Origin of the sequence: Candidatus Kirkpatrickella diaphorinae (assembly GCF_025736875.1) — a bacterium.
GTDB lineage: Bacteria > Pseudomonadota > Alphaproteobacteria > Acetobacterales > Acetobacteraceae > Sorlinia > Sorlinia diaphorinae.
This window is the reverse complement of the sequence record NZ_CP107052.1, coordinates 742198-767509: the sequence shown is the minus strand read 5'-3', so window position 1 is coordinate 767509 and position 25312 is coordinate 742198. Positions and strand designations below refer to the sequence as shown.

Here is a 25312-nt window from a genome sequence, read left to right as displayed (position 1 = left end):
CGAAGCGTTCATAATTGCGCAAGGATTTCCCGCATTTTTGCAAAAACCTTGTCCTTCTCAGGGTTCGGCCCGCCCGCCTGGGCGAGGGTTTTACTCCCGCCGCCACCTTTGCCGCCCATCACGTCACCCGCTGCCCGGACGAGGCTGACCGCATCGACTTTTTCCGTCAGGTCCGGCGTGACGCCGATCACGATGCTGCCTTTCCCGTCCGCGTCAGACAAAGCGGCAATCACGGTGTTCTGCTGTTTTTTGACAGCGTTTTCAGCCGCGTTACGTAATTCACGCGCGGGGAGGTTTTCAATAAAGCGCGGGATGAAAGTGATTTCGCCAATCTTCTCCTGATCGGCCGCCGTGGTGGTAGAGGCCATTTTGACCTGAAGGTCCGCCAGTTTCCTCTCAAGTGATTTCCGCTCATCCATCAAACTCTGGACGCGCGCTTTGGCATCTGCAACGGGGACGCGGAGGAGGGCGGCGATGTCCTTCAGACTCTGCTCGGTCTGCCGCGCGAGTTCCTCCGCTTTACGGCCGCACACAGCTTCAATCCGACGCACCCCGGCAGCCACACCGGACTCGCTGAGGATGCGAAAAACCCCGATCTCACCTGTATTATGGACATGCGTGCCACCACAAAGCTCGATGGAGTAGGCGTTCCGATCCGTCTCGGCCGCGCCCATGGAGACGACGCGCACCTTCTCACCATATTTCTCACCGAAAAGCGCCATCGCGCCCTCATTCTGTGCGCTCTCCGGTGTCATTTCCCGCGTCAGGACCGGGTGGCTGGCCCGGATCATCGCATTCACATCCTGCTCCACCGCCTGTAATTCCGCGGCGGTCATGGCTTGTGGGTGGGAAAAATCGAAGCGCAGGCGATCCGGGTCATTGAGGCTGCCTTTCTGAGTCACATGGGCGCCTAATTTGCGGCGCAATGCCTCATGCAGCAAATGCGTTGCTGAATGGTGCGCCCGCGTATCACGACGTCTGTCCCCATCAATTTCCGCTGTGACGGAGGCACCGACCCGGACCGGCCCCTGCCTGACCGTGCCGTAATGCACGATCAGATCATGATTGCGCCGTTGGGTCTCCGTGATCTCTACATCGATCCCTGAGGCGGATAAATGCCCATGATCACCCGCCTGCCCGCCGCTTTCACCGTAAAAAACTGTGCGATTGAGGATGACCGCAATCTCGTCACCCGGGGCGGCTTCCAGCACGATATCGCCGCCTTTGACGATCATCTGGATGCTCGCTTCAGTTTTCTCGGAATCATATCCGGCAAAATCCGTCGCACCGAATTTCTCCACCGCATCAAACCAGATGGAGTCCGTCGCCTCATCGCCTGACCCCGTCCAGGCCGCGCGGGCACGGGCGCGTTGGGATTGCATGGCCGTCTCAAACCCTGCCACATCGACATCAACATGGCGCTCCCGCAAGGCATCCTGCGTAAGATCAAGCGGAAATCCGTAAGTGTCGTAAAGTTTGAAAGCCACATCCCCCGGCAGCACAGCGCCAGAGCCGAGCTTGTCGAGTTCCTGATCCAGCAATGCCATGCCACGATCAAGAAGAGCGATGAAGCGTTCCTCTTCACCGCGCATTGTCTCCGTAATCAGGGCTTCGTAATTGCGTAGTTCCGTATAGGCTGCCCCCATTTCGGAAACGAGTTTCGGCACAAGGCGGTAGAACATCGGTTCCGTCGCGCCCAGGCGTTTCAAGTGACGCATGGCGCGGCGCATGATGCGACGCAGCACATAGCCGCGCCCGTCACGCGCTGGCAGCACGCCATCGGAAATCAGAAAAGCGGAGGAACGCAGATGGTCGGCGACAACGCGCTGGCTTGGCAGCATCGTCCCGGCCGTGTCCGTATGGGTCAGCGCGGCGGTTGCTTCGACCAGCCCATAAAGGAGGTCCGTCTCCCAGACATTCTGCTTGCCCTGCATGACGGCGGCGAAGCGCTCCAGCCCCATACCCGTATCGATGGAGGGGCGAGGCAAAGAACTGCGCGTGCCGTCTTCACCCTCGAAAAACTGCATGAAAACGAGGTTCCAGATTTCGACGAAACGGTCGCCATCCTCTTCCGGACTGCCGGGCGGGCCACCCCAGACATCGGGTCCGTGATCATAAAAAATTTCTGAGCACGGGCCGCATGGCCCCGTATCCCCCATGCGCCAAAAATTATCATTTGTCCCGATGCGGATGATCCTGTCATCACTGAGCCCGGCAATGCGCCGCCAGAGCGACGCTGCCTCCTCATCCTCCGCATAGACTGTTGCGAGGAGCTTTTCCTTCGGGAGGGCGAAGCCTTCGGTGAGGAGCGTCCAGGCGAATTCAATGGCTTCAGCCTTGAAATAATCGCCGAAAGAGAAATTCCCCATCATCTCGAAAAACGTCAGATGGCGCGCCGTATACCCGACATTATCCAGATCATTATGCTTTCCGCCCGCGCGCACGACTTTCTGCGCCGTCGCCGCGCGCCGATAGGGCCGGGTTTCCTGCCCGAGAAACACATTCTTGAAGGGCACCATCCCCGCATTGGTGAACATCAGACTCGGGTCGTTCTGCGGGATCAGCGATGCGGAGGGAATGACTTCATGCCCGCAGGATTTGAAGTAATTCAAAAAGGTGGCGCGAAGCTCGGCAGTCGTGTTGTTCAGGGCTTTGATCGTCATGGTCTCTCGGGACGCTGTCAAACAAGAAGTGTGAGGCACCTCCCTATTACAAATATCTTGTAAAGAAAATGGATAAGGGAGAAAATCCTGCTGACATGCGTCGGGGCGCGCAGGTCTCAGTAACAAAATGGACGATTAGACGCCCTTACCTGATTTGGCGCGATCTGCACGAAATACAAGCCGATCGGAAAGATTGAAATTGGTCGCGAGCCCGATAATCGCGCCGACCGCCACCGGTATGACCGGGTTTCTTTCACAAAGGGGGAAGCTGAAACTCAACATCAGTGCCGCACCGCGATTGAGGATAAACCCGAGACTATTGGCGCCGAGGAAGCGCATCCATTGCGCAAGAACGTGCCCGCCATGGGAGATATGGCCGTAAGTCCAGATGCGATTGACAAACCAGTTAATGGAGCAGGCGACGAAAAACCCGGCCAGCAGCGCGCATGTCAGCCCGATGAAGGGTCGCAAAAGATAGACAGTGCCGGTATCCCACAAAAATCCGAAAGATCCGACAACAGCGAAGCGCAGAAACCGGGTATAATCTCTTCCAGCCTTCGGGCTAAGAGGGGCGGGATCGGGCTCAGGGCGTGCGTCGGTCATCGTTTTTCCAGAATAGCGAAGCGTCGGCGCGGTGTCATGTCGCGACGTCACGATTGAAGCCCCATTTAAACCAGCCATAAATGGCGAGCAGCATGAAGCCACCATAGAGCGCTGCCGTGGCATCCAGCCCCCGCGAGAGGAAGAGCACGACATAGGCGCCGTTTGTGATAATCCAGACAAGCCATGCCTGCCGGAGACGTTGCGCCATCCAGTAAGTTGCCAGAATGCTGGACGCTGTCAGCATCGCATCCGCATAAGGTGCAGGATCACTTGACCAACGCGACAGCGCCACGCCGAGCAGACGCCCCGCAAAAAGCATGCCGCAACATTGCACTATGAACCATCTTCGCGCCGGCGTCGGACCGGATGCAATAGGCGGCTTTCTCCGCCACATCACCCACCCATAGAGGGACAGGCTGATGAAGAGGAGCTGAAGCGCCGCATCCGCATAAAGATGCTGCTCACCAAATATGTAAAAATAGCAGCCAGCCGCCATGATGTTGATGGGCCAGCACAGCACGACGCGTTGCGTCTCCAGGAACACACCACCCGCGCTGAGCAGGACACCTGCGGATTCAATCGGGCTCATGATGTGACACCCGGTTCTTCACCCTGCGCGATATATTGCAGGAGCGCCTGACCTGGCGGCGTCTGAAACCATTTCATATGGCCGATGAAATATTTCTCAAACGCCACCTGCGCACTATGTTCATCATGGAGAAGTGACGCGAAATATCGATATTCACTGAGGGCGAAATGGATGTGGCAAAGGGGCAGCATAGCGGCCAGCGCCTGGCGTGACGTTGCGGAAAGCGGCCGTTGCGACTCATAACCGCGCAGGAAGGCCCTAAGCGCATCGTAACGCACCTGCCATTGACTCATATCGGGGGCCAGCCAGCTGACCATACTGCGTTCAATCGCGACGGCGAGATCGAAAAGGGCGGAGGTACGATCCGCCATGCCGAAATCAAAGACGGACACCGGCACGGCATCCTCTCCCTCACCGCGCCACATCAGGTTGGAGCCATGCCAGTCCCCATGGCCCCAACATGGTTTATGATGCGGCAGGAGGGGTTTTAACGCGTCATGGAATTTTAGAAACGCGGCCCGCGCCTGCTGATAGGAAGGGTGATGGAGAAGTCCATTCTCTGCCGGTGTCAGATGAGCGACAGCCTCATCGAGGGACGATGCGAAATCGACACGGCGCAGCAAATCCATGTTTGAGACCAATTGAGGATCGACACGCGGCGGGGCGGTGTCACTCGCCATCACATCATGGAACTGCGCGAGGAGACGCCCGGCCGCATGGGCCTGAGCGGAATTGAACCACCCTTCCCATGATTGGACATCACGGTAAAGATCGATGTCAGGCGATGCCGCCGTGATTTCATAAACCCAATCGCCGCATCGCGTGACCGTTTCCCCCTGTTTATTTTTGAGGAAGGGCTGCACGGGCAGGGCGTGGCCCGCCAGATGTCGGGCAAAGCGATGCTCCTCCCGCAGACTGGCTTCGTTTTTGACCCGGTGGTCATGGCGTTTAACGAAAAACCGACCGGGTGCGCCGCTGAAAATACAGGCGGAGGAGAAAGGGCGCGGCGAATGGTGGCTGATCTCCGGCGCATCTTTTAGAAAAGGGTAATGGGGAATGAGCAGCCTTCTCTCCGCCTCTGTCATGGCGGGCCAGATACGGGGGGCTATCGGGCCATCGACACCGAACTGACGGTTTGCGTGTTCCTCAGTCAAAACCCCGCACCTGCTGTGAAGAGCACGGCGAAGCCGCTGCCGATGTAAAATAGCGGGTCACTCCCCGCGATAACGGTGCCGCGCCGGCCGATTGTGTTTCTCCCGGCAAGGGTCACGCTTGAAACGCCTGAAAGCACGTGGTTATTGCCGATATTTGTGAAGTTTACGCGGACACTCGGTGATTTCAGCCGGAATTTATCGTCAAATCGATAGCCCAGCGCGAGATTGCCTGTGATATAGCCCGGCATCGCAACGTCATTCATGAAGCTCGCATATTGCCGCCCGGTATAATGGGCCGTCGCCATCCCGAAAACATGCCCATCATCATAAGAGAGGCCGACAGAAGCCTGGAAGGCAGGGCTGCGTACCGCGATTTTACCCCGCGTCGGCAGGAGGTCATTATTGACGACGATATCATTATCAATCGTCGCATGAAGATACTCGGCTGAGATATAGGGACTCCAGTGATGATAAGGCCGCATCGAAATTTCAGCATCGACGCCGCGCGATGTCTGCCCGCCCGCATTCACCGTCGTCTGCACCGGCGCGCCGAAGCGGAAGATCTCGGTGGTTATCTGCCGGTTTGTGAAGTTGTAATTGAAGAAAGTCACACTGCCCAGAAGCTTTTTGCCGAAATAACGGTAACCTAATTCCTGTGAAATCGAATATTCGGGATTCAGCTTCTGCGCCCCATCCGTCACGACCGCCCCCGAAGTGACGTCGTAATAATCGTAAAATGCCGTGCTTGAAGGGGTGCGAAAATTGGTGGTGACGTTTACGAAAATCTGATGTTCCGGGCGGAAATGATATTTTATCGACATGCGGGGGAGCGGCACCTGATAGCTCCCGCCCGTGCGATATTGTGGGCCGGGGAGATTATTTGTCCCCCGGATCGCGTACATCACATCCTTGAACCCGGCCTCCAGCACCATTTTATCCCTGAAAAGCGACAACCGGTCATTGATATAGAGCGCATTGACCTGCCCGATTGTGTGGAAGGCGCTACCGTAAAGGGCCTGCCCGTCAGGCAGTAAGACAAGGCCGCTTTTCCGGCGGGCCCAGAGATCCGGCGCGCGGCCATCCAACCCGACGGGCGTGAAGGATTGCACCTCGCGATCATCGGAATAATCATACCAATAACCAAAAGTCAGCTTATTGCGCCCGGTTTCGAGACTGAGATGGGCGTTGAAGCCGGTGCGGTAACTTTCCTGCACGCCATTAGCCCGGACGACCGCGTCACCCCCATCACCATTGAGGTTGCGCAGATGGCCATTGACGGGCATGACGCCATTATAGACCCCTGACACGGGAAGGGTCGCGCCGCTCGCGATTGACCCGTAAGCGGCCTGGGCATAGGGTGTCACGGCAAAGGTCAGATGATCGGACAGGGTGAAGTGACTGGGTAGACCGGCGTAGAAAGTCTGTTCCGGCGCTTCCCACAGGCGGTAATAATTCTGTGCCTGCGCGGTGTGACCCGCATCGTACCAGGCTTTGAGGTCGTTGCTGCCGCCGATCCCGTCAGCGTGCCAGCCATCCAGCGTCACTTGCGGATAATAACTCGACGTTGCGCGATTCCATGAGCCGATGAGGGATATATCCGAATGTTGATGGATGGATTTGATGAATTTGAGGTCGACATGCTGGCGGCGATCCTCACCCGGGCCGCGCCAGTTATGCGCTGTGGTGTGGGAGTAGGAGATAAATCCCCTGACGCCAGTATGGCCGATCTCCCCGCTTTCAAGCCTTAGAAACTGGCGGCTATTGGCATAGGCGCCATAGGAGATATTGACCGTGCCACCAGGGGTTTTGGCGGGCTGGAGATAGGTCAGCGCCATCAGCCCACCCGCAGCATTGAGGACGGGATCGGAAATCGCCGCCGCACCCTGCGTCACGGCGATGGCGCGATAATTCTCCGCATCTGCGAATTGCGCGGGGTAGGCGCCGTAATAGGCGATGTCGTTGAGTGGCGTCCCCTCAAGCGTAAAGCCAAGCGCGTCGCTATTCAGCCCCCTGACCGTCACATTTGTGTAGGGAGACAGGCCGAAAGGGTCAGACGCCGCGACATTGGCCCCGGGCAGATTATTGACAAGTTGATAGGCGGAGGAAATTGGCGACTGCGTGTCAATGAAAGGTTTTGAGACGACACTGGTCGCCTGCGCCGCATAAACGGGGCGCATGAGCCCCCCTTCACCAAAATCCGCTTTGTCATTCAGCGCCGACGCTTTGACTTTGATGGTTTCCGCCTCCGGGCGGGCGGCGGCGTTTTCAGCACAATGTGCATGCAGAGGCAGGCCATAAAGGGTGAAAATGGCAGCGCGATGCAGAAATCGGCGCGTCACAAAATAGTCCCGGCGCATGACGCAGCAACAGCCCCTTCTGCCAAATGAGTGCCGCAGAAGCGCCCTCCCCGTAGCCCTTCGCTGATAAAAGTGTTTTTGTGGCAGGTAAAGATGATTCAACGCACGACGCGTTTGCGGTGCGAAATGATGCGGGGACGCCACGCTTTTCAGGCCGCCAGGTTCGATCCCGATTTCTCGCGCAGCATCAGGCCAATGACGATAATAGCGCCGATGGTGGCGCAGAAAGCAGCCAGCATGAAAACAGTGCCATATCCGAAACCATCAACCAGCGAACCCGCAATGGGCGCGGTGACAGCATAGGCGACATCCTGGAAAGCCGCGAACCCGCCAAGCGCGAGGGCGCGATGATCAGGTGAGACGACACGCACCACATCACGCCCCAAAGCAGGATAGACCATCGAACAGCCACCCCCTGCCAGTGCCGCGCCAAAAAGCGCCATGACGGGCGTCGCGGCGGCGGAAATACAGGCCAGTCCCGCAGCTTCCACCAAGAGCGACCCCAAAGCGATGGGCAGGCCGCCGAAACGGTCCGGGGTGGAACCGATAAGAAGGCGGTTCGCGACAAAAGCCAGCCCGAAAAATGTCAGGCCAAGTCCGCCATGATCCCAATGGCGATGATGAAAGGCGAGGGCAATATAAGCCCCCAGCACGGCGAACCCGACACCTTGCAGCGCAACACCCGCGCCATGCCATTTTATAGCGGAAAGGATAGAGAAAAACGCGCGTCGCTCACCCTGTGAAGGTGGCACATGGCGCAGGCCGCGTGTCAGGATGAAGCCAAGGCCGGGCAGGGCCATGCAGAGAAGCATGAGGGTCAGGAAATTCCAGTGATGAAAGATCCATAAGCCGCTCGGGCCGCCCACCGCATAGGCGGCATACATGGCCATCCCGGTGAGGGACAGGACGCGCCCCGATCTCTCATGCCCCTCCAGCCCGATGCCCCAGATATGGACACCAACCATGGTGTAGCTTTCACCCACGCCGATAATGAGCCGCCCTGAAATCAGTAGGCCGAAGCGCAAGCTTAAGGGAAGCGCCGGAATCGCTGACAGGGCGCAGCAAAAGCACCCGATGGCATAGAGCAACAGGCCGCGATGCATGGAATGGTCGCCGCCATGATGATCGCAGAACCGTCCGGCGCGGCCGCGGGTCAGAAGGGTCGAGAAAAACGAGCATCCGACACTGACCCCCGCGAGAAACGTGCTGTAACCCGGCCAGCCCGTTACATAAGGTGGAATGACGGCCAGAGGCATGGCGACAGCGAGGTAGGTGAGGAAGAGGGCGATTGCGAGCCGGACCATGCCTGTCATGACGACATCCTCAACGCCCCCTGGGACTGAATGAATAAGCGCGTAAGGTCAGCCTCATCGAATTCCGCCGCGCCTGATCGGATGTAAAACCACACCGCTGCGGCGCAGGCAAGATTGAATGTGCTGTGTCAGATGGCGGGATCGGTAATGCGCATCATTCCGCAAATTGCTCGGCAATAATGCGCTCTGAGAGGTCATTTTCCGGGTCGAAGAGCAACGTGGCGCCAATATCCCGCTCTTCCTGCACAAGGACCTCACAGACATCACGGATTTCCGTAAAATCGGCGACGGCGGCGGCCGGGCGTTTCTCATGCTCAAGCAGTGAGAAGCGGACGCGCGCCGAGGAGGGCAGGAGAGCGCCGCGCCAGCGCCGTGGGCGAAAGGCGGAGATCGGAGTCAAAGGCAGCAGCGTCGCATTCAGCGGGACGATGGGCCCGTGGGCGGAAAGATTATAGGCGGTCGAGCCAGCAGGCGTCGCGAGGAGAATGCCGTCACAGACGAGTTCGGGCATACGTTCCACTTCATCAATTTCAATACGAAGTTTAACGGCCTGTCTTGTCTCACGGAAGAGAAACACGTCATTAAAGGCGATGGCCTCGTGAATCTGACCTTCCACATCCGTCGCCTGCATTTTCAGCGGGCGCATCATATTGGGCAGCGACTGAAACAGGCGCTCCGGCAGATCACCCTCACTGAGCGGGTTCAGCAGGAAGCCGACAGACCCGCAATTAATGCCATAAGTCGGCAGGTGATAGGGCAGGGCCTTGTGCAATGTTTCCAGCAGAAACCCGTCCCCCCCCAGACAGACGACGACCTCCGCTTCTTCAAGCGCGACATTGCCATATTGTGCGACAAGCTTCTCGTAAGAGGCCTGCGCCAGAGGCACGCGCGCGGCGCGGAAACAGATTTTGGTGGGAACGGAGGTGAAAACCGGCTGAGAGGCCAGGTCGATACTCATTGTCATTGTCGATATGCCGTCATGCCTGAAGCCCTCTTACACCGCGCGCCTGACCAGGTACCGTCAGGAAAGCAGCATCCCGGGTCATCCGTCAACAACGCGTGCTTCCACCACGCGTTGCGACGATGACACGCCCACGAAGAGGGTCGCGTGCTGAGCTCAGGCGAGCTTTCCGGCAAGCTTGGCAACGTGCTCACCCAGGAAGCGGGCACCTTCGCGCTCCGTCTCATGCACGGGGCGTGAGCCATCGGGGCCGGCAAGTGTCGACGCACCGTAAGGCGTGCCGCCCAGCACCTCATCCAGCCCGACAAGACCGGGGAAGCTGTAAGGCAGGCCGGAAATAACCATGCCATGATGCATCAGATTTGTGATGATGGAGAAAAGCGTCGTCTCCTGCCCGCCATGCTGTGAGGCTGTCGAGGTGAAAGCCGCGCCCACTTTGCCGATCAGCGCGCCTTTGGCCCATAACCCGCCCGTTTGATCCCAGAATTGCGCCATCTGAGACGGCATACGACCAAAGCGCGTCGGCGCACCTACGATGATGGCGTCATAGGCGGCCAGTTCATCCGGTGTCGCGACGGGCGCGCTTTGGTCAAGCTTGAAGCCGTTCGCCTTGGCGGTTTCCTCCGGGACAAGTTCAGGGACACGCTTGATGTCGGCCGTGGCGCCGGTGCGTTTGACGCCTTCAGCGACAGCCTGCGCCATTTGTTCAACGTGTCCATATGTTGAGTAATATAAAACGAGAACTTTTGTCACGTGGTGGCTCCTTCATCGTCACGGAAAGCGACGAAACAAACAGTTGATGAATTCAAAGGACGCATTTATTATCCTTTGATGAAATTTGACTTTACGGAAAGCGGGTGACAACCCGCGACATCCTGAACGGGTTATCCATCCTTCAATATTCAAGCTACACTTATTGTCACCCCGACGCAAACCAACTTTGAGTCCTTGCCAGAGAAACGGGCGCGGGACGCCTTCCTGATGTCGCATTGTGGATGGAGATGGGGGTGCTTATCGGATGTTTAAAGGGGCATTTAATTTACAAGTTTGTGAGCCATGCGGCGCGCGGCTTTTTGTCAGGCAATTGCCTCCGGGGGATGATAATGGCATATGAGTCGGGCTCCGCATGCTGGGAAAAGAGGGCAAACCGCGTGTCATCAGGTCGTGGCGTCGCCGGTGCGTCCTGTATGACATCATGGACGAAACTATATGATCATATCGCCTGAAAAAGAGGCAGAAGCCGGTCAGTCGAGCGAAACCACGCGTTTTGATGACGGGCTCACGCTGGAATGCGGTGAGATTATTGCCCCGCTCGATGTCGCTTATTGCACTTATGGTCAGTTATCGCCCGCGAAAGACAATGCCATCCTCATCTGCCACGCTCTGACGGGGGATCAATATGTGGCGGGGCGCAATCCGGTCACCGGCAAGGATGGATGGTGGTCCCGCCTCGTCGGGCCGGGGAAACCGGTCGATACGGATCAATATTTCGTCATCTGCGCCAATGTGCTTGGCGGCTGCATGGGCTCCACCGGGCCGAAAAGCCTTAAAGCGGATGGAGAGCGCTGGGGCACGTCCTTTCCGCCGATCACGGTCAGGGATATGGTCAGGGCGCAGGCGAGGCTGATCACGCATCTGGGGATCGACCGTCTTTTTGCGGTCATCGGTGGCTCTATGGGGGGGATGCAGGCCATTGAATGGGTCGTGACCTATCCGGACCGCGTTTTCTCCGCCCTGCCCATCGCAACCTCACCCTATCATTCTGCGCAGAATATTGCTTTCAACGAGGTCAGTCGTCAGGCCATCTCCGCTGATCCTGATTGGCATGATGGGCGCTACTGGGCACATGATGCCGTCCCGGCGCGTGGTCTGGCCGTGGCGCGCATGATGGCGCACATCACCTATGTTTCAGAGAAAGCCCTGACGCGGAAATTCGGCCGCCGAACGCGCCGCAATCCGGAGGCTGCGCAGGAAGGGGCCCAGCTTCCGGCCGCGTTTTTCGGTGAGATCTTTGAGGTGGAAAGTTATCTGCGCCATCAGGGGTCAAGCTTCGTGCAACGTTTTGACGCAAACTCCTATCTGACGATCACGCGTGCGCTCGATTATTTCGACCTCGCCGCGGACCATGATGGCGACCTGTCCAGGGCCTTCAGAAACTGCACCACGCGATTCTGCGTGGTGTCCTTCAGTTCGGACTGGCTGTTTCCCACATCGCAATCCCGCGCGCTTGCCCGCGCTTTGAACCAGGCCGGCGTGAACGTCTCTTTCGTTGAGATTGAGTCAGATCGCGGCCATGACGCCTTCCTCCTTGATGAGCCGGATTTTGAACGGACAATCCGCGGCTTTCTGGAAGGGGCCCGACTCCATTATGTCGCCGCCGGAGAGATACATGCGGGTTGATCAGAAATTCATCGCCGACATGATCGTGCCGGGCAGTCGCGTCCTCGATATTGGCAGCGGGGACGGCACGCTGATTGACCATCTCTTCCGAACCCGCCAATGCGATGCGCGGGGCATTGAGATCAATATGGAGGATGTGACGCGCGCCGTCGCCCATGGGCTTCCCGTCATGCATGGCGATGCGGATCACGACCTTGCGGATTATCCGGACCTCACGTTCGATTATGTGGTGCTTCAACGCACTTTGCAGGCTGTCGGGCGTCCCCGGGAAGTGCTGAAACAGATGCTGCGCATCGGCCGTTACGCGATCGTGTCATTCCCGAATTTTGCGCAATGGCGCTTGAGATTACAGTTTCTTTCAACCGGGCGGATGCCGATGACGCGAGTCTGGAACACGCCGTGGTATGAAACGCCCAACGTCCATCCCTGCACGATTAAGGATTTCCTTGAATTATGCCGGTGTGATGGTTATCGCGTCGTTGCGTGGCTGGGCGTTAATGACACGGGTGCCTCCGCACCCTGGCGCCGCTCAACCCGTCTGGCCAATATATTTGCGGACCAGGCTGTCTTTATGTTGCAGCGCGCCTAAACACCTGTCTCCAAAAGCGTCTGGTCACTGTTTCGCCGTCCGGCGAACACGACAGTCATAAGCGGTAACGCTTTGAAACAGCGCTGTCGAACGATCTGTCCTATGCATGACTCATGTCCGAAATTCAAAGCGCGGAATCTGTCAAGCTCACCCGGGGCGCATTTTATTTAAAAATTTGATTCATATCATTATCTTTATTTTGATTAATTTCCGTGGCAGATGTGTCCTCTGCCGATTCCGGTATCGATTCTCCTCCCCATTCCGCTCAAACGTCCCGAAGGGGCATTTCGATGGTTACCTTTGCAGATCTCGAACTTGCGCTACCGATACAACGCGCCTTGCAGGATATGGGATACGTCACCCCGACCCCGATTCAGGAGCGGGCAATCCCCTATCTGCTGGAAGGGCGTGACCTTCTGGGCCTCGCACAGACGGGCACAGGCAAGACGGCCGCCTTTGCGTTACCAATTCTGGACCATATCAGCCGCCACCCCAAGGCGACGACACCCCGCTGCCCCCGCGCGCTGATCCTGGCGCCAACGCGGGAACTCGCTTCCCAGATCAACGACAATATCCGTTCGTACGCCAAGCATATGAGGCTGAGCCACGCCGTGATTTTCGGCGGCGTTGGTCAGGGCCGACAGGTGGAAGCGATGCGATCGGGCGTCGATATCCTGACGGCGGCACCGGGGCGGCTGCTTGATCTCATCGGGCAGAGATATATTGACCTCTCCCAACTTGAAGTCCTCGTCCTGGATGAGGCGGACCGTATGCTTGATATGGGCTTCGTCCAAGACATCAAGCGCATCATGGCGCTTCTGCCGCCCAAGCGTCAGACATTGCTGTTTTCAGCGACGATGCCCAATGCCATCTCGGACCTTGCGCAATCTTTACTGAACAATCCGGCGACCGTCACCGTGACGCCGCCTTCCAGCACGGTTGACCGCATTCAACAGGTTGTCCTCTTTGTGGATTCGGAAAATAAGAAGCCGCTCACGCTGGAGCTCGTCGCGAGTGAGAAAGTGAAATCGGCGATTATTTTCACCCTGATGAAGCATGAGGCGAATAAGGTCGCTGAATTCCTGACCAAAAACGGCGTCGCAGCCGAAGCGATACATGGCAATAAGTCGCAAGGTGCGCGGGAGCGGGCCATGTCCGGCTTCAGATCCGGTCGGGTCAAGGTGCTTGTCGCGACAGATATCGCTTCTCGCGGCATTGACGTTGATGATGTAAGTCACGTCATTAATTACGACCTGCCCAATGTTGCGGAAAGCTACGTCCACCGCATCGGGCGCACGGCCCGCGCCGGTCGCGATGGTTGCGCTATTGCCCTGTGCGATGCGGAACAACGCGCCTGGCTTCATGACATCGAGAAGCTGATCGGCAAATCCCTGACAATTATCGACCAGCACCGTTTCCACTCCGAGACGGCGAGATTGTCCCGCATGAAACCGCCTGTTCTGGGCGGGGGCGGGCGGCATGGTGGTCGCCGCGGCAACCAAAACGGGCGCGGCCCCGCGCGTGGGCATGCAGCACCGCATGCAGCGCGACCGGGAGGGCGGCGCATGCCCCATCGTGCGCCCGGTGGTTACGGGCATCCGGGCTCCTTCAAAGATTGATAAGGCGGCGCTTTTCTCCGCCTGACATATCGCGGCTTCTTCTCCCGCCGATCCAGTGAGATCACTGTCTTTAAAAATGGCGCTGTGATCGGCTTGGGGTTACCGATCTGCGTGACGCTGTGTAAAAGCGTTACGCAGCAGACAGGAGTTGACGCATGATTGATCTCTATTTCTGGCCCACGCCAAACGGTTTCAAAATTTTGTTGTTTCTGGAGGAGGTGGGACTTCGCTATCGCATCATCCCCGTCAATATCTCAACGGGCGCGCAATTTGACCCGGCTTTTCTGAAGATTTCTCCGAATAACAAAATGCCCGCGGTCATTGATCACGCGCCCGCCGATGGGGGCGCGGCGGTCAGTGTGTTTGAGTCCGGTGCCATTCTCCTCTATCTCGCAGAAAAAACGGGGCAGTTTCTGTCGAGTGACGCGCGGGTCCGGCTGGAAACGATGGAATGGCTTTTCTGGCAAATGGCAGGTTTCGGGCCGATGCTGGGGCAGAACCACCATTTCTCCCTCTATGCGCCGGAGAAAATTCCCTACGCCATCAAGCGTTATCAGGATGAGACGACACGACTTTACGGCGTGCTTGATAAGCGCCTCGCATCAAATGGGGGGTGGCTTGCCGGCTCGGATTATTCCATCGCGGATATGGCGGCATTTCCATGGACGAAAACCTGGAAGGCGCAATCCATCAATCTTGATCAATTTCCCCACGTGGCGAAATGGCGCGATGCGATCATCGCGCGCCCGGCAACCCAGCGCGCCTACACGCATGATAAGTGACGTCACCGCGCCTTGAGGCGGGTGGGGTTGGTGTCACCAGGCCGTGAAGCCACCATCAACATTGACGACCGCGCCCGTCATGAGGCTGGCCGCGTCAGAGGCGAGGAAGGCGGCAACGCTCCCGATTTCCTCCGGCTGTCCGACACGCCCCATGGGTGTGTCCGCGATCCATGAATCGTAAAGTTCAGGTTTTTCCATACCGAAACGTGTCAGCTCGGTTTCGATATAGGTTGGCGCGATGACATTGGCGCGGATGTTATATTTTGCCCATTCCGCGGCGATCGACTTGATGTAATGATGCACACCGGCCTTGGACGCATTATAGGCGCATTGACCCTGCGGGCGATTGACGATCTGCCCTGACATGGAGCCAATCGCGATGATGACGCCGGATTTCTGCGTGATCATAACTTTGCCCACAGTCTGGCAGGTGCGAAACATGCCGTTGAGGTTGATGTCGATCTGCCTGAGCCATTGCTCCTCCGACATGTCTTCAGCATGGATCTCGGAAATGCAGATCCCGGCGCTGGCCACGAGGATATCAATGCGTCCCTCAATTGACATGATGTCATGGACGCAGGCGCGCACGGAATTGAAGGATGTGACGTCAAGCGTGACGCAGCGTGCATCAAAAGATTTTTGTCGAAGCCCCTCAGCAGCTTTCCGGCCGAGATCAAGATTAATGTCGCCGAGAATGACACGGGCCCCCATCTCGGCCATCGCCGTCGCACAGGAAAGACCGATATTCTGCGCACCACCGGTGATCAGCGCGACTTTGCCATCAAGACGATATTTTTCAGCGTACATGACTTCTCCTTCTCAGCCGATGCGCGGGCGTCCGGAACTTTCCGATCAGGCCTCCCGACACATGCGGTCGCACGACGTCAGAACGGCGCCATAAGGCTGCGGAAATTTTCCTGCCCAGCATAAATCCGTTTGAAAATTGCATATTTCGCATCGTGAAACGCCTTTGAACGGGCTTCAGGGTAGATCACGGTGCCATATTGACTCATGGCCGCCATGGCTTCCGGGAAGTTCTTGAAACGGCCTGCCGCCATGGCACCTAATATGGCCGAGCCCAGCAGGACGGAATCCGGTTCTTTCGGCAGGATGATGCGGCAATTTGTGGCATTGGCATGTTCCCGCAGGAAGATCGGATTTTTGGTGCCTCCCCCTGTCGCGATAATGGTGTCAATCGCATAGCCTCTTACATTGAGCGCCTCGATGATATCCCGCGTGCCGTAAGCCAGCCCCTGGATTGTCGCGAGGTAAAGTGCGGCCAGGTCACGCAACTCGGCGGAGAGTGAAAGGCCCAGCACCGCGCCGCGACTCTCCGGATTGGCATGAGGTGCGCGATTGCCATTATAATCGGGCAGGACATGCAGCCGCCGCGTCAGGCGCATTTCACCCTCACGCGCTTCAATCTCCTGAACGCAGCCATTCAGCGCTTCATAAATACTGATATTCTCCTGTGCAGCCATTTCCTTGAGAGCAGGGAAGGCGGCATGGGTTTTGATGTTGAAGTCAATCAAGGCCCCGGCCGCCGACTGGCCCGCCTCCGTCAACCACATTTCAGGGATCATGGCCTGATAATAAGGCCCCCAGACGCCGTCAATAAAGCGCGCTTCAGGGGAGACAGCCATGTGGCAATTGGATGTCCCCGCGATCATCGCGACACGCTTATTGATCACAGCGTCAAAATCGAGCTTTTCATCCGCGATGCCCAGCAGGCCGATCCCGCCCGCATGGCCATCAATAATCGACACCCCGACTTTTATGCCTTCCGGCAGCCCGAGTTCAGAAGCAGCCTGCGCCGTGAGACCGTCCCCGACATGTTCCCCTATGGGCAGTATCGTTTGGCCGATACGGCGGAAATCTTCATCCACGAGTTCGGTGAGGCCGATCTTTTCAAAATACGATGCGCTCCAACGATTCTCATGCGCAAGATAGGTCCATTTGCAGGTGACAGAACAGGAAGAACGCGCGTCAGAGCCTGTCGCCCGCCATGTCAGGAAATCTGGCAGGTCAAAGAAATATCCCGCTTCCTGATAAATTTGCGGGAGGTGCCGCTTGATCCAGAGAAGCTTCGGCGTTTCCATCTCGGGTGATATGACACCACCCACATAACGAAGGACATCATCCCCCTTCGCGTTGATTTCCGCTGTTTCCGCTAAAGCGCGATGATCTGCCCAAAGGATGACATCCTGCCCCGCCGCGCCCTGCGGATCGACGGAGAGACTCTCGCCGTTTTTGTCACGCACAACCATTGAGCATGTTGCATCGAACCCGATACCACAGACATGTAACGTTGAGTCCGTGATTTCACCCATAGCCTCACGGACGGCCTGACAAACGGCCTGCCAGATATTTTCGGATGATTGTTGAATAAAGTCAGGTAGCGGGCGCCATGTCTGTGTTTCGACAACAGCGGAAGCCAGCTTGATGCCGGATAGGTCAAATATGCCTGCGCGGGCACTTCCCGTCCCCACATCGATACCGATAACAACGTCCATGACATGCCTTATTTACAATTTGTAAGGGGCATGATGCGAAGGAAACGCAAAATTCGCAATATCCGGAACGCATTTTTTGTGCAAGATCACATATCAAATGAAAAGGGGCCGCCGAAGCAGCCCCTTTTTTGCCCATCTTATCGCCATCAAACGATGTGTCAGAACTCCAGGCCGATCTGGCCGAACACGTTGCGGCCCAGCATCAGATAACCATATTGGTAGGCATTTGTGTTTGTCCCGGCGCTGACGACGAAGGGCGGTTTTTTGTCGAACAGATTATTGACGCCCACGGTGAAATTCCACTGATTCAGATGGTATGAAGCCGTCAGATCATGTGAGAAAATCCCCGGTGTCGAATGGCGTCCTCCCGTTTGCGCGGTGAGGTCATTCGATTGATCGTTCCAGACCATGCCACCCACATATTGCATCATATAAGTGAGGCTGAAATCCTTATGGCGCCATGTCAGCGTTGCGTAATCACGCACGCGCGGCTGTCCACTATCATTGTTATAAAGGAGGCGTCCTGTGTAATTGAACCACGGACCACCATTATTCCATTGCCGCTCATAACTCACGAGGCCCTGGAAATTATTGCTGAGCAACAGGCGATCATGGCGCGTCAGTCGGATGGCGTAATCGAGATCGAAATCAATACCGCCTGTGCGTAAGCCGCCATTATTACCCACGAGTGCCTGCACGGCCTGGATCTGACCCGTGCCAGCATTTCGCTGCACATCAGCACAGTAACCGGCAGAGTTCTGCGCGTAGCACTGATCAAGAATATATTGAGTCCCTAATTGAGAGATCATGTTTTTGACGGTGTAGTGCCAATATTCGACGGAGACCATCAGATTGGGGATCTGACGAGGTGTCAGGACCGTGCCGAACGTGTAGGTGCGACCGACCTCCGGTTGTACCTGAGGATTGCCTCCCTGAAGCGTCTGGACCTGAGAATTCCCCACTTGCTGGAAATTTGGCGGCAGACCGGCGCGCGCGCAGGCGGCCGCGACATTACCGGACGCAGCACCATAGGAACCAATCTGGGTGCAGGGGTCGAAAGCCTGCTCATAGCTCACGACCTGCCCGCCATAAAGATTCCAGACTGAAGGCTGACGGAAAGACGTGCCCAGCGTGCCGCGGAAACGAATATCGCGAGATGGCGACCAGTTGATCCCGACCTTCCAGTTCTTCGTTGAGCCGAAGGTATTGTAGGAGGAAAATCGTCCCTGACCATCAATGGTCAGATCCTTGGCGTAGGCAGCATCTTTCAGAAGCTGCAATTTGCCTTCCAGATAACCCTCACTGACATTGAATCCGCCTTGCGTCGCCGCCTGGACGTTCGTCGCGGCCTGACCACTGGTGATAAACTGGTCGGGACGATAGGAGAGGGACTCATCACGATGCTCCATTCCGAAGGCGATGCCGAGGCTGCCACCATTCTTCCAGGGCATTTTGACGACGTCATTCTTATGCACGCGGAAATTGAGGTCGTGGAAGGTGTAACGCGTGTCTGAGACGATTGAAAGATTAGAGTAGCGCGCTGACCCTTGAGAGAGCGGCCCGAAAATATTGGAGAACGAGCACCCTGCCGACGCCATGCAGACAGAAGGGTCGTAAATCAATGACGTATTCGGATCGCCTGGATTGGCAGCCCGCAAGCCCCAAACATTCAGCAGGCTTGCGTAATTGCCCGCATTGATCATTCGGGCACGTTCCTCATTCTGCCCCCAGGTTTCGGAGACGTCATACATCCATTTATCGAAAACTTCGCCTTTGGCGCCCCACTGGGCCGTTACCGTGTCGGTCGCATATTCGTTACGACGCGGTCCCCATTCGGCGATCCGCTTGAAGGCTGTCACATCCTGGCCAAACGTATTTCCGGGGTAATTGGCAGGCACCGTGACGTTAGACGCATAGGTACTTGGCGGGATTGAACCCTGAATGGGCTCCGGCGCGAGGAAGGAATTACTTGTGCGATGGCTGTAGAGAACGTTGGAATAAAGGGTGAAATGTTTGTTGAAGTCATAATGCGCATCGCCTGAGAGGGACGCATTCTGAAAACTGCTCGTCAAAGAAGATAGACGGTTGAAATTATAATTATCCTTCGCCGTGTAAGGCTGGAAGCTCTGACCGCCATTTGTCGTCGTATAGGCGCTGCCATCCGCCGTCAGAAATTGCCCGTTCGGCGTCAGGGAGGACCCAAATCTCGGCGCGCCGGAGACAGGGTTGTTCATCTGCGGATTTTTGGCCCAGTCACGATTGCGCGCCATGATGCCCGTCTGGGTCAGATATTGACCGAAAAGGGTGATATTCCCCTTACCGTGATCAAAATTCCAGCCCTTGAAAGCGGAGAGACGCCCAACCGGCGCGTCGCCATACTGGCTGATGCCACCATAAATATTGATACTGCCATAGCCGACATCATGGCGCATTTTAATGTTGATAACGCCTGAGACTGCGTCAGCACCATAAAGCTCAGAGCCGCCATCTTTCAGGATTTCAACACTTTTAACCTGTTCAAGGGGAATGCTGTTGAGGTCAACGCAATTTGAGTTGCCGTTCACCGTGGTGCGTTTGCCGTCAATCAGGACCAGGACGCGCGTGAGGCCGAGATTGCGTAAATCGGTGCAGGAGACGCCGGCACCGCCATTCGGGTTATTATTACCAAGGCCAGATGACCCGACAGAGGGAAGTCGGGAGAAGAAATCAGACAAATTTGTCGCGCCTGTTTTCTCAATTTGGGCTGCGGTAACCACCTGAACAGGATTGGGGTCCACATTTTTACCAGCACCCAGCATGGAGCCCGTCACGGTAATGCTTTCCGCCTGGGACGCATTAAAGGATTGCGGCGCGGACAGCACGCGTTTGGCTTTGGCGGCACGCACCGCAGCCCCTGTCGGTGCGGCGCGCGTCGCGGGCGCAATTTTATGCTGTTGCTTTTGCCCGGCGCGCACTGTGACTTTTTTGTGCGCCTGGGGCGCATTGATCGTGTCAGCCACGATCGGGGATGGTAACGCTATCAAAACGGTCGTGCCCAAAAAAAGGGCCGCGTAAAGATGACTTCCGGGGGATACGGCCATTGATCGCTCTACGTTCAGGTTGATGGGATATGCTGGAAATCTTGCATGACGTTTGGGGGACGCGCAACGGGTCAAGCGCGATTTCGTAACTGACTGTAACGAAATTGTTCACCTGTGGTTAATCTACAACAGTTGGACTTATGACCCTTCAAACTCAAGTAAAAGTGATCAGAAAATCCGCGGGAGAATGGTAACATTTACGAATTACAAATGTGATATCGTTTGAAATCTAAATAGTCACATCGCAACAATAAATCACCGCGGAAATTGCTTTGAATCCACCTTTAAATACCATTAAAGACCAATATATTGCGTTGATTTTACGAGAAATGAGACCACGCTGTCATCGCTGCAGAGGCCGCGCATCGGCACGCCGGACCGGGCGCGCGATTTACATGTTGCTGAGCCGATGTTAAAAAATCTTATAATATGACAGTGATGCGGTGATTATTTTCCCGCATGCGCGGGTCAGATTGAGGGGGACGGTTTTGACATTCAAAGGTTTCACGGCAAGGTGACGGATCGGGGCCGCGCTTTAACAGGTCTGGCCGGTGTCATCATTCTCGCCATGACATCGGAATTGAATGATCAGGTCTCATCCGTCGCTGCACCGGATATTTTCGGTGCGCTCGGCATCAGTCATGATCAGGGCACCTGGTTCATCAGTTTTTTCCATTCTGCCCAGATCATCGGGATGGGCCTGTCGCAATGGCTTGCCTTAACCTTCACCCTGCGGCGTTTTGCATTTTTCATCGCCATCATGTCTGTCGGGGCCGCGTCCCTCATCCCGCTGACGGCTAATCTCCATATTATTCTGGCGCTGCGCATCATCGAGGGGCTTGCGGCGGGTTTTGCGATCCCGATGCTGATCACGGTCGCCCTGCGTGTCCTTTCACCGCACATAAGGCTCTATGGCTTGGCGGCCTATGCCCTGACGGCGACATGTTTCCCGAATCTGAGCACGGCGCTGGCTGGACTTTGGACGGATTTCGTCGATTGGCGCTTTGTCTTCTGGCAGGCCATACCGTTAGGCGCGATCGCCACAGCGTTACTCTGGGTCGGGATGCCGGTTGAAAAGCCACGATATGAGCGCTTCCAGTCATTTGACTGGCGCGGCACCGGCCTGCTGATTGCCGGGATGGGCGCGTTCTCCACGATGCTGGAGCAGGGTGACCGCCTCGACTGGTTCAATCACCCTGGCATCTGGTTTCTGTGCATTGTCAGCCTTATCTGTATCCCGCTCTTCGTCATCAATGAGTGGTTCCATCCCGTGCCGCTCATGCGGTTTCAACTTCTTCGGGCGCGTAATTTTCTTTACGGCAACATCATGCTGTTTGCCTTCATCCTGACAAATGCCTCATCCAGCGCCATCCCATCTTCTTTTCTGACATCGGTTGCGGGTTACAGGCCGGAGCAGATTTATCCCCTGACGCTTCTCATCGCGATGATGCAGTTTGCGCTGCTCCCCATCCTCGCCATGGTGCTGAATTTCCGCCATGTCGATTCCCGTGTTGTGACGATATGCGGGCTTGTGCTGATGCTCGGCGCATGTGTCGGAAGCAGCTTCGTCACCTCAAGCTGGAACCGGGATAATTTCTATCTCTGGCAATTTATGCAGGGCCTCGCCGCACCCATGATCGTACTGCCGCTTCTGATGATGTCGACAAATTCGCTCAAACCGTCAGACGGCCCGTTTGCCTCGCCGCTGGTCAATGCGCCGCGCGCCATTGCGGAATCGATGGGGATCTGGCTGGCGCAGCTTACTTATCGCTGGCGCGGCCATCTCCATTCAGATCGATTGACGGATCAACTGGGTGTCGAAAGGTTCAGGCTTTTTCAAGGCCAGAACCCGGTGCCGCAGCGCCCGCCACCCCTTTTGCCGGATGGCGCTCCACGCACACCGGACGCGCTGATCACGTTCAAGGCGCAATTGGCGAAACAAACGGCTGTTCTGACGATATCCGATTTTTATATGGTTATGGGTGGCATTGTGGTCGCAATGATCATGTGGGTGCTTATCGTGCCGCAACGCACCTATCCACCGCGCATCATTTTTGGAGAGAAGTAAGCAGGTTTCATGGCTGATGAAGATCAAAAACCGATCCCTTATTTGCCATTTGTCATGGCAGGCACTATTGTTTTCGTATTTCTGCTGATCGTCATCTGGATTGTTTTCTTTCCGAGTGGTCGCGTGTGGACGAATGATGCCTATGTGACGGCGCATTACACGACAGTTGCCCCGCGGATATCGGGGCAGGTCCAGGCGGTGCGCGTCGATGATAACCAGATGGTCAAACGCGGGCAGGTACTCGTGCAGCTTGACCCTCGGGATTACGAGACCGCACTTGCCGAGGCGCAGGCGAGGCTGGCGCAGGACAAGGCGCTTGTCCTTGACACCGAAGCCACGGTGGACCGCCACCCTGCCATCGTGATTGAGCGTCAGGCTGATGTGAGTCGTCTCAAAGCCCAATTGCAATTTGCCAGATTAAATGCGCGCCGTTTTAAAAACCTGGCGGCGACAGGCGCGGGCTCGCGTGAGCAAGGGCAGGCGACGGCCGCGCAGCTTCAGCAATTGCGCGCGCAGATTGAGGGCGCGGAAGCCGCTGTCAAGGCGGAGGAGGAACAGACACGCGTCTTGACGGCCCGGCATGAAGCCGCGCTGAAAACGCTGCAACAGGATGCGGCGCGTGTTCATCAAGCGGAACTCAACCTTTCTTACACGAAAATCATCGCGCCTTTTGATGGGATGGTGGGTGAAAAAACCGTTCAGGACGGAAATTACGTCGGGCCGGGCACGGCTTTGATGGCGTTGGTCCCGATGAGTGACCTTTGGGTGCGCGCCAATTATCGGGAAATTGCCCTCCTGCACGTTCAGCCAGGCCAGAAAGCGCGTATCCACGTTGATGCTTATAATATCGACCTTGATGGTGTCGTTGACAGCGTCCCACCAGCCTCAGGCGCCGCTTTTGCGCCGCTTGCGCCAGAGAATGCGACGGGCAACTTCACAAAAATCGTGCAGCGCCTGCCGGTCAAAATTGTCATATCGCCCGATCAACCCCTCGCAAACCTTTTGCGGATGGGATTTTCTGTCGAAACGACGATTTACACTGATAATGCTGACATTGTGGGGCGTCAGGCCAAAACATCTGAGGCGATTACGGATAAATGAGCGCCCACCGCCCCCATTTTTTCAGCGCGCGCCTGAAGCTGATTGCAGGATTTTTCTGTCTCACATCATGCGCGGTCGGGCCTGACTTCAAGTCGCCGGAGATGCATGCGCCGGCGCGGTATGGGCAGCAGAAAGCGGCGGATCAGACATATGCTGCCGCGGTTGATGCGCGTTGGTGGCGGGCCTTCCGTGACCCGGAATTGAACAGCCTCGTCTCACGACTCGCCCGCCAGAACCTTGACCTCAAACAGGGGCTTGCCCGAATCGATCAGGCTGGCGCGCGCGTACGCATTGCACGGTCCCAGGGATTGCCTAATCTGGATTGGACCGGCTCCTATAGTTACGTGCATCAAAGCAAATCCGGCTTTGTGTCACTTGTGACGCGACGACCTGACGCGCCGTCTGATTATAATTTCTTCCAGAATACGCTCGGTGCCTCCTGGGATCTTGATCTGTTTGGTCGTGTGCGCCGCATGACGGAGGCGCAGCGCGCCAGTCAACTTGCCGCGACGGAGCGACGCCACGCCCTGGCCTTGAGTGTCGTTGCAAGATTATCGAACACATACATGCAGTTACGCGGCGTGCAGGATGTGCTGCGCGTCACACGCGCCACGCGCGACATCACGATATCCAATCGCAAACTGGTTGAGGATCGTTACCGCGAGGGCGCCAACACCACCGCTGACCTCGCTCGGGCGCGGGGTGAGGTCACGGCCATCGACGCGATGATCCCGCCCCTGCAGAACAGCGAAACCCAGCTCATTAATGCGATCGGGCTTCTGCTTGCCGAGCCGCCGGAAGCCCTGGCAGTTGAATTGCGTCAAGCCGTGACCCAACCCGCGCCACCTCCCTCCGTGCCGACCGGCCTGCCATCATCCCTGGCGCGTCGCCGACCGGATATCAGGGAGGCCGAGGCCCAGCTCCATGCCGCGACGGCCGAAATCGGCGCAGCGAAGGCGTCATTTTATCCGGATATCATTCTCAATGGGCAGGTCGGCACCCAGACACTCAGCGCGCAACAATTCTTCTCCATGCCAGCGCGGCAATTCACAACCGGGCCTTCTCTAGTCCTGCCGATTTTTGAAGGCGGGCGCCTGTCCGGCAATTTACGCCTGACAAAAGCCGCGCAGAAGCAAGCGGCGCTGCAATATCGGGAGACGGTGCTGACAGCGTGGAACGAGGTTGATAATGCCCTCTCCGCCTATCAGCAATTTAAAACCCGCATCACCGCCGTATCTGATACATTGCAGGAGGCCCGCAAAACGCTTTCCGCGACGCGGCAGCAATATCGCGAGGGCGCAACGGACTATCTCGACGTGAATAGCGCCCTGCGCGACGTCCTTGCCGGAGAGGCCGCTTTTGCCGAAAGCAGGACGGAAATCAACGTCGCGCTCGTCGCGCTCTACAAGGCGCTTGGCGGCGGATGGGACTATGCTGACGGCGCAAATGGCCACACTGTCACACCGATGTCGGAGTAATATTTAAGCGCGGATTTTCCCCGTCTCATTGCGCAAAAGCTT

Annotated in this window: 18 protein-coding genes; 7 read left to right on the top strand and 11 right to left on the bottom strand. The window is 56.8% G+C overall.

Going from position 1 to position 25312, the window contains the following annotated elements:
• Positions 1-8: 8 nt before the first annotated feature.
• From alaS to wrbA, 8 genes are all read right to left on the bottom strand, one after another.
• Positions 9-2663, bottom strand: coding sequence for an alanine--tRNA ligase (gene alaS, locus N5W20_RS03440; protein ID WP_319807520.1), 2655 nt, complete (start codon positions 2661-2663; stop codon positions 9-11).
• A gap of 135 nt (positions 2664-2798) precedes the next feature.
• A complete protein-coding gene (locus N5W20_RS03435; protein ID WP_319807519.1) occupies positions 2799-3266 on the bottom strand; it encodes a GtrA family protein in 468 nt (155 codons plus the stop codon).
• A gap of 34 nt (positions 3267-3300) precedes the next feature.
• On the bottom strand, positions 3301-3855 hold the full coding sequence (gene pnuC, locus N5W20_RS03430) for a nicotinamide riboside transporter PnuC (RefSeq protein ID WP_319807518.1): 555 nt from the start codon (positions 3853-3855) through the stop codon (positions 3301-3303).
• Complete coding sequence (locus tag N5W20_RS03425; RefSeq protein ID WP_319807517.1) at positions 3852-5009, bottom strand: phosphotransferase enzyme family protein; 1158 nt, start codon at positions 5007-5009, stop codon at positions 3852-3854. Before N5W20_RS03425 ends, pnuC begins: the two co-directional genes overlap by 4 nt.
• Positions 5006-7348 carry a TonB-dependent receptor gene (locus N5W20_RS03420; protein ID WP_319807516.1) on the bottom strand — a complete coding sequence of 781 codons (2343 nt, stop codon included), beginning with the start codon at positions 7346-7348 and terminating at the stop codon, positions 5006-5008. The genes N5W20_RS03425 and N5W20_RS03420 overlap by 4 nt, the downstream gene beginning before the upstream one ends.
• A gap of 167 nt (positions 7349-7515) precedes the next feature.
• Complete coding sequence (locus N5W20_RS03415; RefSeq protein WP_319807515.1) at positions 7516-8679, bottom strand: arabinose transporter; 1164 nt, start codon at positions 8677-8679, stop codon at positions 7516-7518.
• A gap of 154 nt (positions 8680-8833) precedes the next feature.
• Positions 8834-9643: an NAD kinase gene (locus tag N5W20_RS03410; protein ID WP_319807514.1), complete on the bottom strand. Its 810-nt coding sequence runs from the start codon at positions 9641-9643 to the stop codon at positions 8834-8836.
• 153 nt (positions 9644-9796) lie between these two features.
• A complete protein-coding gene (wrbA, locus tag N5W20_RS03405) occupies positions 9797-10393 on the bottom strand; it encodes an NAD(P)H:quinone oxidoreductase (protein ID WP_319807513.1) in 597 nt (198 codons plus the stop codon).
• A gap of 456 nt (positions 10394-10849) precedes the next feature.
• On the opposite strand from wrbA, the gene metX reads away from it, so the two are divergent.
• From metX to N5W20_RS03385, 4 genes are all read left to right on the top strand, one after another.
• The gene (gene metX / locus N5W20_RS03400; protein WP_319807512.1) at positions 10850-12040 is read left to right on the top strand and encodes a homoserine O-acetyltransferase MetX; all 1191 of its coding nucleotides are present in this window, start codon (positions 10850-10852) and stop codon (positions 12038-12040) included.
• Positions 12030-12629 (top strand): methionine biosynthesis protein MetW, encoded by a 600-nt coding sequence (gene metW / locus N5W20_RS03395; RefSeq protein WP_319807511.1) that lies wholly within the window; start codon positions 12030-12032, stop codon positions 12627-12629. Before metX ends, metW begins: the two co-directional genes overlap by 11 nt.
• Before the next feature lie 290 nt (positions 12630-12919).
• A complete protein-coding gene (locus N5W20_RS03390) occupies positions 12920-14248 on the top strand; it encodes a DEAD/DEAH box helicase (protein ID WP_319807510.1) in 1329 nt (442 codons plus the stop codon).
• A gap of 155 nt (positions 14249-14403) precedes the next feature.
• Complete coding sequence (locus N5W20_RS03385) at positions 14404-15030, top strand: glutathione binding-like protein (protein WP_319807509.1); 627 nt, start codon at positions 14404-14406, stop codon at positions 15028-15030.
• A gap of 33 nt (positions 15031-15063) precedes the next feature.
• Here the strand turns inward: N5W20_RS03385 and N5W20_RS03380 are convergent, their stop codons facing one another.
• From N5W20_RS03380 to N5W20_RS03370, 3 genes are all read right to left on the bottom strand, one after another.
• A complete protein-coding gene (locus tag N5W20_RS03380) occupies positions 15064-15837 on the bottom strand; it encodes an SDR family NAD(P)-dependent oxidoreductase (protein ID WP_319807508.1) in 774 nt (257 codons plus the stop codon).
• A gap of 77 nt (positions 15838-15914) precedes the next feature.
• Complete coding sequence (locus N5W20_RS03375) at positions 15915-17543, bottom strand: FGGY-family carbohydrate kinase (RefSeq protein WP_319807507.1); 1629 nt, start codon at positions 17541-17543, stop codon at positions 15915-15917.
• 158 nt (positions 17544-17701) lie between these two features.
• Positions 17702-20623 (bottom strand): TonB-dependent receptor domain-containing protein, encoded by a 2922-nt coding sequence (locus N5W20_RS03370; RefSeq protein ID WP_319807506.1) that lies wholly within the window; start codon positions 20621-20623, stop codon positions 17702-17704.
• Between the two features lie 514 nt (positions 20624-21137).
• On the opposite strand from N5W20_RS03370, the gene N5W20_RS03365 reads away from it, so the two are divergent.
• From N5W20_RS03365 to N5W20_RS03355, 3 genes are read left to right on the top strand one after another with little or no spacing between them, the layout of a single operon-like run.
• Positions 21138-22691, top strand: coding sequence for an MFS transporter (locus tag N5W20_RS03365; protein WP_319807505.1), 1554 nt, complete (start codon positions 21138-21140; stop codon positions 22689-22691).
• 9 nt (positions 22692-22700) lie between these two features.
• A complete protein-coding gene (locus N5W20_RS03360; RefSeq protein WP_319807504.1) occupies positions 22701-23792 on the top strand; it encodes an HlyD family secretion protein in 1092 nt (363 codons plus the stop codon).
• Positions 23789-25270, top strand: coding sequence for an efflux transporter outer membrane subunit (locus N5W20_RS03355; protein WP_319807503.1), 1482 nt, complete (start codon positions 23789-23791; stop codon positions 25268-25270). Before N5W20_RS03360 ends, N5W20_RS03355 begins: the two co-directional genes overlap by 4 nt.
• Positions 25271-25312 lie beyond the last annotated feature (42 nt).